8 protein-coding genes, 1 tRNA gene and 2 pseudogenes are annotated in these 11,062 nt (G+C 68.0%); 7 read left to right on the top strand and 4 right to left on the bottom strand.

Going from position 1 to position 11,062, the window contains the following annotated elements; all coding sequences use genetic code 11:
• Window positions 1–175: 175 nt before the first annotated feature.
• Window positions 176–904 carry a DUF2625 domain-containing protein gene (locus tag ACZ4M3_RS34425; protein WP_467739457.1) on the top strand — a complete coding sequence of 243 codons (729 nt, stop codon included), beginning with the start codon at window positions 176–178 and terminating at the stop codon, window positions 902–904.
• On the opposite strand, the gene ACZ4M3_RS34420 is transcribed toward ACZ4M3_RS34425, so the two are convergent.
• A protein-coding gene (locus ACZ4M3_RS34420) for an IS5 family transposase (RefSeq protein WP_467739469.1) occupies window positions 854–1,707 on the bottom strand; the annotation gives its coding sequence in 2 pieces (ribosomal slippage) (window positions 854–1,377 and window positions 1,377–1,707; 855 coding nt in all). The two genes, ACZ4M3_RS34425 and ACZ4M3_RS34420, sit on opposite strands and share 51 nt — an antisense overlap.
• Before the next feature lie 139 nt (window positions 1,708–1,846).
• On the opposite strand from ACZ4M3_RS34420, the gene ACZ4M3_RS34415 reads away from it, so the two are divergent.
• Both ACZ4M3_RS34415 and ACZ4M3_RS34410 read left to right on the top strand, forming a co-directional pair.
• Entirely contained in the window at window positions 1,847–3,163 is a 1,317-nt protein-coding gene (locus ACZ4M3_RS34415; RefSeq protein WP_467739455.1) for an outer membrane protein assembly factor BamB family protein, read from the top strand.
• Window positions 3,164–3,327: 164 nt separating this feature from the next.
• Window positions 3,328–3,404: transfer RNA gene (locus ACZ4M3_RS34410), tRNA-Met, on the top strand.
• 86 nt (window positions 3,405–3,490) lie between these two features.
• Here the strand turns inward: ACZ4M3_RS34410 and ACZ4M3_RS34405 are convergent.
• Both ACZ4M3_RS34405 and ACZ4M3_RS34400 read right to left on the bottom strand, forming a co-directional pair.
• On the bottom strand, window positions 3,491–3,685 hold the full coding sequence (locus ACZ4M3_RS34405) for a hypothetical protein (protein WP_467739453.1): 195 nt from the start codon (window positions 3,683–3,685) through the stop codon (window positions 3,491–3,493).
• Between the two features lie 908 nt (window positions 3,686–4,593).
• On the bottom strand, window positions 4,594–5,439 hold the full coding sequence (locus tag ACZ4M3_RS34400) for a hypothetical protein (RefSeq protein ID WP_467739451.1): 846 nt from the start codon (window positions 5,437–5,439) through the stop codon (window positions 4,594–4,596).
• Window positions 5,440–5,696: 257 nt separating this feature from the next.
• Here ACZ4M3_RS34400 and ACZ4M3_RS34395 point away from each other — a divergent pair, with 257 nt between their 5' ends.
• The 4 genes and pseudogenes from ACZ4M3_RS34395 (at window position 5,697) to ACZ4M3_RS34380 (ending at window position 10,158) form a co-directional block, all read left to right on the top strand.
• The gene (locus ACZ4M3_RS34395) at window positions 5,697–6,788 is read left to right on the top strand and encodes a tyrosine-type recombinase/integrase (protein WP_467739449.1); all 1,092 of its coding nucleotides are present in this window, start codon (window positions 5,697–5,699) and stop codon (window positions 6,786–6,788) included.
• A gap of 1,170 nt (window positions 6,789–7,958) precedes the next feature.
• Window positions 7,959–8,393 (top strand): hypothetical protein, encoded by a 435-nt coding sequence (locus ACZ4M3_RS34390; protein WP_467739447.1) that lies wholly within the window; start codon window positions 7,959–7,961, stop codon window positions 8,391–8,393.
• 14 nt (window positions 8,394–8,407) lie between these two features.
• Window positions 8,408–8,794, top strand: a pseudogene (locus ACZ4M3_RS34385) (hypothetical protein); the annotation flags it as partial.
• Between the two features lie 719 nt (window positions 8,795–9,513).
• The gene (locus tag ACZ4M3_RS34380; RefSeq protein WP_467739445.1) at window positions 9,514–10,158 is read left to right on the top strand and encodes a hypothetical protein; all 645 of its coding nucleotides are present in this window, start codon (window positions 9,514–9,516) and stop codon (window positions 10,156–10,158) included.
• Between the two features lie 34 nt (window positions 10,159–10,192).
• On the opposite strand, the pseudogene ACZ4M3_RS34375 reads toward ACZ4M3_RS34380, so the two are convergent.
• Window positions 10,193–10,824, bottom strand: a pseudogene (locus tag ACZ4M3_RS34375) (helix-turn-helix domain-containing protein).
• Window positions 10,825–11,062 lie beyond the last annotated feature (238 nt).

Genomic DNA, 11,062 nt, shown 5'->3' with positions numbered 1-11,062 from the left:
ATCAACACCAACCCCCGACTGCCATGGTCGTTCCTCGCCCATACCGGCCTGACCATCCACCCACCAAACCCACCGAACTTACGAAAAGATCAGTAAGAGGTCGTCTCGATAGGCGGTTGGTGCGTCGAAGCGCCCTGCCGGTCGGGGCGCATGGTGCGGGTGCGACGATGCGGGCATGCGTGAGTTGAGCGAGTTGATCTACGTTGACGAACCGGCTTGGCATGAACTCAGGGAGATCATCGGTGCCGGGCCGGTGTCCGTCGAGGTGCTCCCGGCTGATGGCGGCCTGGGGAAGGCATCGCTTCTCCAGTTGCAGGTCACGGCCAGGTCGTATTTGGGCGCGGTGGTGCTGCACTGTGGTGGTCTGCTGGTGGACGGCGGATGGTTGCGGGTCTTCGGCAGCCCCGTGGACGGGGTGACGCGTGGGGTGCCGAGTCTGGCGCGGGTCAATCAGCTCCCCGGAGCGTTCGACCCTGCGTGGCGGGCGGATCTTGGTCTGGTCGTGGCCCAGGACGTGCTGGGCGGTGTCTTCGTTCTCAACGGCGGAGATCCGGCGAGCCACGGGCGTCCTGGGGCTCCTGGGGAGATGATCTACTTCGCCCCGGATTCGCTTCGCTGGGAGGCTTTGGGGGTCGGTCACTCAGCGTGGATGGCCTGGCTGGCATCGGGGGCCCTTGATCAGTTCTATGCGGATTTTCGCTGGCCCGGCTGGAAGGATGAGGTCGAGGCACTGAACGGTGATCAGGGCCTGTCGCTGTTTCCGCCGCTGTGGTCTACCGAGGCACGTCAGGACCTCTCCGCGATCAGCCGTCGAGCTGTGCCCATGACGGAGTTGCTTGGTGTCGCCCGGGACTCATGCCGACAATTCGATGGCGTCGATCCGGGATTTCTCGGCGCCGTGTGATCTGGCCGGCTGGTCGAGTCGGCGGTAGCAGATCAGGGCGGCGGCGATTCCGGCGAAGGCCAGGAAGTGTTCCGCCTTGCGCTCGTAGCGACGGTGCAGGCGGCGGCAGCCGGCTAGCCAGGCCACCGTTCGCTCCACGGTCCAACGGTGACGGCCCAGCCTCTGGGAGGACTCGATGCCCCTGCGGGCAATGCGCGGCGTGATGTTTCGGAACCGGAGCCACCGGCGCAGGTGGTCGTAGTCGTAGCCCTTGTCGGCGTGGAGCTTGTCGGGCCGTCGGCGACGGGGTCCGCGCCGGGAGCGGACGGGTGGGATACCCCTGACCAAGGGTTCCAGGGCCTGGCTGTCATGGGTGTTGGCGGCGGAGATGCCGACGGAGATGGGCAGACCGGTCCGCTCGGTGATCAAGTGGATCTTTGAGCCTTTCTTGCCACGATCTACGGGATTCGGACCCGTCAGGTCCCCCCTTTCGCCGCCCGCATGTTCACCGAGTCGATTGCGCACCGCGACCAGTCCAGTGCGCCGCGGGCGCCGAGCTCGTCCAGGACCAAACGGTGGAGCTTGCCCCACACCCGAGCCCGGCTCCACTCGGTGAACCGGCGGTGCGCGGTCGGCCCGGACGGACCGAAGACCGGCGGCAGCTGTCGCCAGATACAGCCCGTCGTGGCCACGAACACGATCGCCGCCAACACCTGCCGGTCCCCATACCTGCGTCGTCCACCACCCTGCGGCCGCACTGGAGCAGCCGGAACCACCCGCTGGAACAACTCCCACAACCCATCCGGCACCAGCCGCTCCACCATCGCCATCACGCCCGTGAGCCTAGTGATCAAGCCAGTTGAGACGATCTCTAAGAGGTGAGTGCGTCGCTGTTGCCGAGCGAGGCGACATCAACAGAATCTCCCCTAGAGTGATCATTTGCTTACGAGGGGATGAGGGCGCTTGAAGTCGCTGCGTTTACACCGGTGCTTCGCTGTCAGTGCTGTGCTGGCGATTGCCGCCACGGCTGGGTGCACCAAGGCGGGGACGGATCGCGTGGACGCGGCCCCGCCGGTCACCGCCGTCAGCACGCCGGCGGTGCCTCCGCGAGTGGCCCATGATCCCCCGGAGCGGTTCAGGACGTCGGGGATCCTCATGCCGTGGGAGGCATCCTCCGGCCTGCTGAGCGTGGGCGGCACCTGGCTCTCCGCCGCGCGGATGCCGGTGGCGCTGCACCAGCAAATGGCCTACGTGGCAACCGAGGATCGGTTGCTCGCCTTCGACACCACCTACGCCGAAAGCAAGACCATCACACCGGGGGCCGAGCCGCTCACCCCACTCACGCGGAACAACCGCAACTACGCTGCACCGCCCGTCGTCACCGAGGGCGCCTCGCCGCTGGTCCTTGCCCCGTTCGTGACCCGCCAGGCGGGGGTGGGGACGCAGGCCCCGCGTACCTCGACGGAACTTGTGGCGGCGGATGCGGCCACCGGAAAGCTCGCATGGCGGACCACGGTCTCGGTGCCGGACTGGACAAAGGATGTGTCGGGTCGGCTGGCAGTCTCGGTCGTCGGAACCGCCGGGAACGTCGCGGTCTTCACGATCACCCACGAAGATGTGGTCTACGCGGCCTCGACCTCGTACGCCGTCGACCTCACCACCCACCGGGTGCTCTGGTCGCGGGACATGCTCAAGGCCTCCGCGGTCGCGGGCGGCGTGGTGGTGGGAGAGGAGAGGAAGTCCCCCACCGACGACTACTCGACTGCCGTCGGGTACGACCTGGCCTCGGGCGCCGAGCGCTGGCGCGGCGAGGAACTCTACGCAGTCGACATGCAGCCCGCAGGACCGAACCTCGTCTTTCTCACAGCACGCAGCAAGTCGGATTACCGCCTCACCTACCGGCGGTTCCTCGACCCGGCTACCGGCGCCGTCAAGCAGAACGGGCTCCCGCCGGGCGGCCCGCGATGTGATCACGACGGCGCAGCCGCGGTCGTCTGCTTCGGCGGAGACCACGTCGTAGGCTTCGACGCCACCACCGGAGCGACCCTGTGGCAGCTCCCGGACAACGCGGCCGGCCGCATCGCACCCAAGGTGACCTCCGTATGGCACGGACGCGTCTACGGCAAGACCGGCAACGGCAACGTGGCCCTGGACGCCCGTACCGGCGCGGACATGCCGACCCAGCCAGGCATCGCCCCCGACCTCGTCAACGGCTACACCGGCATTGCCATCGACCCCTCAGGCGACAACCTGATGGCCTACCAGACCGCCGAGAGGTGAGCTCGGGGGCCGGGAACCGCCTCGAAAATGCCTGGTGGACGGGAGGGGTGCATCACGGCCCCGGACTTTGGCTGCAACCAGCACTGGAGACTTTGACCCCAGCGCCCTGCTGGGGAGCGGAGGATCGGAAGCACGGGGCCAGTGGCGTAGGCTGGTCCTACCGACGCGGGGTGGAGCAGCTCGGTAGCTCGCTGGGCTCATAACCCAGAGGTCGCAGGTTCAAATCCTGTCCCCGCTACCAACGCAACAGCCCCCTCGACCACCAGGTCGAGGGGGCTGTTCGCATTGAACGTTTGCGGGCTCCCGCGTAGGGACGGCTCCGTGGGGCTACAGGTATCGGTCGAGCGGCTCGGCGGCGAAGGAGCCGTCGATCAGCTGGACGTCGGTGAGCAGGAACCGCTCCGGGCGGGGCCCGAACTGCTGGACGACGACCGCGCCGACCGGCTGAGCCGTGATGAACTGCGCCGGGCGGCCGTCGGCGGCGCGGGTGCTGAGGGCGGTGAAGGTGCGGATCTGCGGCATGAGCGTCCTTCCCTGGGCGGATGAAGCCTCGGACGGCCTCACCGCTTCGTTCGCTCCCAGAGCGAGAAGGACAGGACTCGTTCGAGAATCGGGCGCCGCCGACCTGCTGCGAGAGCCCAGAAGTACACGAGTCCAAGCTGCTGCGGCCAAGACGACGGCGGTTCCCAAACCGCTCAAGACTCCGGCCAGGGTGTTGGGGAAGAGGTCATGCATGTATGCAGGCCGACGCGGACCCGTCGCGTCGTCCTCCTTCGGGCACAACAAGGCTCGTAATGGAGTGCCAGGCAACCGTCCCGGGTCCGGACGTTTGGCGGGGGACATGGCCTGTTCGCGCCGCATTTCCAAGCGGTCACTTCATGCAGGTTCTCCACTGTCCTCAAGCCCAGCTGAACCATTCTGTCAGCCCGACGCCGGGCGGGTGACGGGATTGCACGAAACCGCCCTGTGATCATCCGCGCCGGGACCGCTGAGTCAGTCCAGTCTGGGCCTGGACGTGGCCGCGATTCACTGCCGCAGGGCCTCGGCTCCTGCCTGGTCGCGGGTGGCGTGCACAGGCAGGGCACAACTGAAACAGGTTCTGGTCACAACTTCTGTGGAGTACGCCGACCGGGCTTCTGCCGGTTCCCGGCGTGCTCTTGCCTCGTACGCCGAGCTTCGACTCGACACCACAGAAGTTGCGCCAGAGCCTGTTGTGTTCTCGTGAACAAAGCCACCCGTTCCAGCCGGAGCGGCGTCCGGCCTTGTACGCGGGCTCGACGTGTCCGAGTACGACGCCGTCGCCGGTGACGGCTTCGTAGTGGCGGGTGTCGGCGTTCCTGAGGACCAGGTGCGCTTCGTCTACGAACTCGCGGGCCTTCTTCTGCGACATGGGCCGCTTCGGCCGGGTGGCTTCGGCCGGGCGGCTTCGGTCATCGGAGGCTCACCCCGGTTTCTCCGCCGGATCCGGCGGGCTGGGCGTCGCGGATGTTGGCGCGGCCGGCGGCCTCGCGCAGGGCTGCGGCGCGGGCCCGGGAGCGGGCGGCTTCCCGGGGGTAGTCGATTTTGGGGTGGAGGGGGAGGCCCCCGCGCTCGCTCTCACGGACCGTGCGCTCTTGGAGTTCGGCGTGGAACTCCCAGAGGTCTGCCTCCGCATGGGGGTCGGGAACCAGCTGGTCAATCCGCATGCGGTGCGCGGCGTGACCGACGAGCAGCAACATCTCCAGGGTGGAGTACCGGGGCAGGCTGCCGCTGACCGGGTCTTCCTGGTCGGCCCAGCCGTCCTGCTGGCGCAGCCACTGGTCCAGTGCGGCAGCGGTCTTCTCCGCGCTGCCGTTCGCGGGAACGGCAGCGCCCGGTACATAGCGGACGCCGTAGGGGATGCGCCGGTCGTCGGCGGTGCCGTCCGGGTGCCGGCGCTCGGGCTTGTCGAACGGCTCGCTCCACTCGTTGACGTACTCGGCGAAGCGGGCGTGGGCGGACTGTTTGGTGATGCCCAGGGCTTCGCCGATGTCCTCCCAGCTGGTGCCGCGCTCGCGCTCGTAGACGACGGCACGGCGCTGGGCGTGCTCGGCGAGTCGGATCAGGTCGGCAGCCTCGCGCACGAAGTCGCCCGGCACGACCGTGTCGGAGGAGTCGTCCTGGGTTCCGACACGGCCGAGCGCGGTCTGGGCCGTCTCGCGGTACGCGTCGGAGAGCAGGAGCCGCGCAAGGGCGGCCGTGGTGTACGGGTGGTCCGGTTCGGGGTTGGCGTCGGGTTGCGGGTTCGTCTCGGTCATGCCGTCAGCTTAGGCCTGACACCTTCATAACGTCAGCCCAAGGCTGACATCTGGCAAGTGTCAGGCAGTAAACGACCAGCATCCGCGGATGCTTGCTCCTGACATCGCGTCCCGTCAGTGGAAGCCTGACAAAGCGTGGGCGTCAGGGTGTTATTGACGTTCGGGGCGTCTCCATGAACCCACAGGATAATTACGGTTATCCTGTGCGTATGCTGACGCCCGATCAGGATGCCCCGCTAACGGGTGAATCACCCGACATGCCGGGTTCGAAGGTTGCCCGTTCGCCCCGGTCGACGCTCTCGACGTTCCGGCGCGACCCTCGCGGTCTGTGGCCGGAGCATGCGCGGAAGCTGTACGACTATCTCGTCGCCATCTATGGCGAGGACGACCTTCTGCCGACGCTCGCGGCGGCCTGGATCGCGCACCAGCGCTCGGTTAACACGCAGAAGTCCTACGCTCGCGGCTTCCGCGCCTTCGAGGAGTTCGCCCGGGACCACGGCGAGCACCCGATGGCCGTGAAGTTCGTCCTCGCCGATACCTTCCGGATGTACCTGGAGACCACCCCGACGTGGGTGCGGGTCAAGGGCGGCCGGCGGGGCGAGATGGCCCGGACCGGCAAGCCGTACTCGGACGCATCGCGGAAGAACGCGCTGTCGGCGGCCTCCAGTTTCTTCGTCTACCTGGACAAGGTCAGCGACTACGGGGTGAAGAACCCCTTCGACGCGGTCCAGCGGCCCTACGTCGACCCGACCTACTCACCCACGCCCGGGTACACCGAAGCCGAGTGGGCCCGGTTCGTGGCCGTCGCCCGCGACGAGCACCGCGTCGCGGCCTACCGCAAGCGCGCGTACGCCCTGCTGATGACGCTCTACACCTGCTGCCTGCGCATCGACTCCCTGCTCAACGTCCGCGTGGAAGACCTCGGGTACGACAAGGGGCACCGCGTGCTGCTCCTGGAGAAGGTCAAGGGCGGCGGCCGCAAGAAGAAGCCGATCCCGCCGGCCACCTGGGACGCGCTGGTGGAGTACCTCGACGGCCGCACCACCGGCTGGCTGTTCTGTACCGCATCCGGCGCCCAGCTCGACGAACCGGCCGTGTGGCGGCTCCTCCAGTCACTGGCCAAGCGCGCTGGGCTCCCGCTGCGTGGGCCGCACGGCGTGAAGGGTGACGCCGTCACCCATGCCTTGGCGAAGCCGGACGCCCGGCCGGACAAGGTGCAGCAGTGGGCTGACCACAAGGATCCCCGCACAACCCAGCTCTATAACCGACGCCGGGAACTCCTCGACGACAGTCCCGGCTACGGCCTCAGCGCCGACCTCGCCGGCGCACTGGCACGCGACGCCGACTGAGCCCGAACACCGCCGACGTGTTCCAACAGGACACTGCCACACATTTCGATTTTATCGAATCGGCACCGAAGAAGAAATTCTGCCCTACCTCGAATTTCTTCACTTTCGACTGTTCCGGCATCCCGATGTTGGATATTGTTTCTCGTGCTAAACCCTTGGGGCAGCGGTGCTCCGGTGCTGTCTTTCGGTGCACCGTCGACGTGGCGTGCCGAAGGTCCGCAACGTGCGGGCCGATTCCCCGAGGGAAAGGGAGGGGTGCCGTGAGGGACCCTGATGCGGAGGACAGCGGCTCGCCGCGCCGTCACAGGCTGCGGCGGGTACGGGCTCGGATCCGGCTCTCGGCACGTCGCGCCGTGCCGGTGATGGCCCTGCTGTACTACGCTGTGCGGCTCGTCCGCACGTTCCTGGGGTAGTCGGCCGGACGTGCGAGAGACACGTCCGGCCGACTGGTCCCGGGTGGGCCCGTCGCGGTGAAGGCGCCGCGGCGGGTCTTTGACGTGCACGTTCGCAGCGCCACAGTCCGAATGTCTCGCGAGTTACGTGACACACAATACTGCACCACCCCACCCAGTACACAGATCCATGCGCTAATTAGATGCGGAATTAGCGCCGGATTGCTTCTCGGATTAACAGGCGGCATTAGATTCGCCGATAGTACGTGGAGCGCTGGCGCCATTAGAAGGCGCACCGGGCTGAACCTGGTCCGTGAGTCGTTGTTCTGGCCCGCAGGACCACATACCAGTTCTTGTATGTGGTCCCCATCGCCGCCGGGGCGGAGCCGCGCCCGTGCGCGGCCCGGCCGGCCAGCCCTCAACGTTTAGGGGTGGGTGTGGCGGGAACCGCGGGCGCGTCAAGGTGGCAGGCGAAGGGCTGGCGGGCAGACGCGCATCGGCCTCGGCGCCGACCTCGCCGGCGCGCGGCCCACGAGACCGACTGAGACCACCCGCAGCGTCCCTCAGGGGGCCTGAGCGGCACATCCCCAGAGCTCAGACCCCCTGCCTGCGCTCGCAACGTAGCCCAACTTGACACCCATGGGGCGCTGGTTCACTCGTTCGTGCAGCATTCTGGCCAGATTCTCCATGGGGTCTGGACGAAGCGGGCCGGGCTCCGGCATGCTCCTCCCATGCAGAACCGAAGTAAGAACCGTGCAAGAATTCACCGGAGCCCTTCGTGAAGATCACCATCGAAGGAGCCTCCCCCGAGTTCGAGCGGAAACTGCTCGAGCTGCTCGCCGAGCACCGCGCAGAGCTCGCGGTGACGACCGACACCGCGTGGAATATCGAACGCGCCGTGCAGTACCTCGCGTCGCTGCCGGCCAACGCGCTCACCTTCGCGCGGCTCGTCGTGGAGGCCGACGGCGACAAGAACGCCGAGGAACTGCGCCAGCACTTCGGCGGCGACCTGCGCGGTCCGACCATCGCCCTGTCCCGCGCGGTCACCCGAGGCGAGCGGCGGAAGTGGTGGCCCTCCGGCATCGACGCCCCGGTCTTCCCCCACTACGACCCCGACCACGTCAGCTGGCAGAAGGCCATCGCGTACCGAATGACCGAGGAGAACGTGGCCGTCTTCCGCGACGCCTTCCACAGCATCTTCGACCCCAAGTAGAGGAGAACGGCCCCGTGTCACAACCGCAGTTACTCACCCCCGAACGACACCTCGTCTCCGCGAAGCGAGGCCTCGGCCTGCCGGTCATCGTCGCCATCTGCGGGTCCACCCGCTTCATGGACGAGATGGCCGAGGCGGACCTCCAGGAGACCGTAGCCGGCCGGATCGTCGTCCGCCCGGGCTGCAACATGAAGGAGCCGCACGCGGTGTGGGCCGACACGGCGGACGCGGAGGACCTGAAGTACCGCCTCGACGAGCTGCACCGCGCGAAGATCCGGCTCGCCGACGAAGTGCTGATTGTCGGCGACTACATCGGGGACTCCACCCGCTCGGAGATCGACTGCGCCCGAGCACTCGGCAAGCCGATTCGCTTCACGCACCCCGAGGTGGACCCGTACGGCAGCGCGCTGCCCGTGGTGGACTGCCGTATCCGCGTGTCGGGCTCCAGCAGCATCCGCACCGTGGCGGGCGCCGAGCCAGTGCCCGGCCTGCACGTCTTCGAGCTGCCCGCAGACCTCCGCGAGGAGGGCGACGGCGTCGCCAACCCCTGGCGGCTGTCCCACTACTCCGGACAGGGGCTCGCGACCTTCCCCACGCGGGAGGACGCGTTGCGCGGCGCCCGCGAGGTAGCCGACCTGACGACTTCGACTGCGGCGGCGGCGGGGAGATCCACATCCCGTCCACGCGCGGCCGGTCCTCGGGTGAGCGCGGCCGCCGACGCGCCGCGCCTGGACTGAGCGGAGACGTACGCGGGGACCGCTCACCGGATCTACGGCGATCGGCGGGCCACCCCGCCGGCGCGGGAGCTCCTCCTCGCCGTGGCGTACGCCCTCCTCGTCGCCCCGGGCGAGCCTGGGCGGGTGCTGAGCACCGCCGCCCGGGCCCTGGACCGGAGTTCGGCGACGGGCCGCCCTCGGTTCGACGCCCTACCGGCACTACGCCCCGGCGAGCTGGGAGCCTCCTTCGTACGGCCTCTCCGCCGACGACTGGCCCGACCCGGGCAACCCGCACCCGGCGCCGCCTGCGGGCCGTCTAGTGCTGTGACCGCATACGTTCACCGGATGGGTGGCTCCGGGCACGCGATCTCGGCCTCCTGTCCAGGACCGCCTATGCTCAGCCTGTGCAGCCGCTCTCCGACAACAGCGATCCTCTGATCGCGGCGTTTCCAGCCGATTTGGCTGGCGATGTCGAGACAGTGCTGGCGGTGATGCCAGCTTCTCGCTGGGGACCGGTCAACCCGTTTTCGGTTATCGTCGAGGGCCAGGAGGTGTTCGTCCCCGGGCGTCTCTACCACGACGAGCCGCCGGCTGACGTGGTCGCGTCGCTCCCGCCGCGTCAGCGGCAGCTTCTGCACTGCCTGTACTCAAGGCACTGCGATGGGAGGGTCAGGCAGCGCCACTTGTCAGAAATCGTCGGCTCTGTGGATCCGTGGGTCCTCCCGTACGTCCTGCAGTTGGTCGGCGAGTACGTCGTGGAGATCCTGAGTGCCATCGTCGATGAGCTTCGTGATCTCGCAGCGCCAGGCAACCCAGGCCACCTTGCATACGGGCAGTTCATCGTGGAGAACCCGCTCTTCTTCGCACGCACCCAGCGCCGGGTCGTGAGCTACTGGAGCTGCTACTACCGGTTGGAATGGGCAAGCTTCCGCGACTACCCGGGCTGCGCTCTTCTCGATCTCCTGCGGTCCGCCGCCTCCGACAGAGCAGGCCGTCCCTGGCCCAATCTCGCTCCAGCAACTGGCACCCGGGTGGACGGCCACTGCTGAGGCTCGGCCGGGCAAGTCTCACCCAGCCGACCGATCAAGCTGCCCGGGTAATCGGCCGCCCGCCCCATCGGATGCCCTTCTCGCTGCGGATGCGGGCCCGCTCGCGTCGCTTGGCGGCCAGCACGTCGGGGTGGCGGGCGTTGGTGTTGCGCCAGCGCAGGTAGGCGTGCAGAGCGCGGGTCTGGACCGTGTGGTTGCGGTGGTTGGACTTGGCGACGGTGAACTGCCGCAGCGGCCCGAAGTGTGCCTCGATCGGGTTGGCCCAGGACGCGTAGGTCGGGGTGAAGCAAAGCTCGACCCGGCTCTTCTTCGCCCAGCGCCGGATCGTGTCGCCCTTGTGGGCGGACAGGTCGTCCATGATGACGTAGATCGGGGCGCCGTCCGGCAGCGGGTGAAGGGCTGGCCGAGCTTGGCCGGGCGGGTGGTGGCCGTCACCACGACGAAGTCCTCGTCGTCAGGACTGAGCAGGCGGGGACGGCCTCCCGCCCACTGAGGGTTTAAGCAGGCCAGGCCGATCTCGTTGAAGTGGTGGATCACGTCCCGGACGGTGTCCTCGTCGGCCTGCACCAACTGGGCGATCACCGGCACCCGGTTCCCGCCCGCCGAGGCCAGCAGCATCATCGCCCACCGGAACCGCACCGAGCTGGTGCTGCCGCGGCGCACGATCTGCTGCTGCTTCTGCCCCTCCTAATCGATCAATCTGCGCACACGGACACGCTCAGCCACCACGCCCCCAACACTCGAACGGACGTCACCGCACATCCAACCGCCCCGACGTCCAACCCGGCCAACCAATGCGGTCAGAGCACTAGACACCGCCACAGCCTCTTTTCGCCGGGTCATCGCCACCTCGGGCATCCTGGACCAGTTCGACGCCGACTTCGGCGGGCTCCCGCCGGCTCCC

This window comes from Streptomyces sp. NPDC026522 (assembly GCF_055567555.1).
The sequence above is the reverse complement of the archived record's forward strand: the minus strand, read 5'-3'. Positions and strand labels throughout refer to the sequence as shown.

Excerpts from the sequence above, each read along its gene's own strand:
- ACZ4M3_RS34425 (WP_467739457.1), top strand. The coding sequence starts at position 176 with ATGCGTGAGTTGAGCGAGTTGATCTACGTTGACGAACCGGCTTGGCAT.
- ACZ4M3_RS34405 (WP_467739453.1), bottom strand. The coding sequence starts at position 3,685 with ATGCCGCAGATCCGCACCTTCACCGCCCTCAGCACCCGCGCCGCCGAC.
- ACZ4M3_RS34395 (WP_467739449.1), top strand. The coding sequence starts at position 5,697 with ATGCCGGGTTCGAAGGTTGCCCGTTCGCCCCGGTCGACGCTCTCGACG.
- ACZ4M3_RS34400 (WP_467739451.1), bottom strand. The coding sequence starts at position 5,439 with ATGACCGAGACGAACCCGCAACCCGACGCCAACCCCGAACCGGACCAC.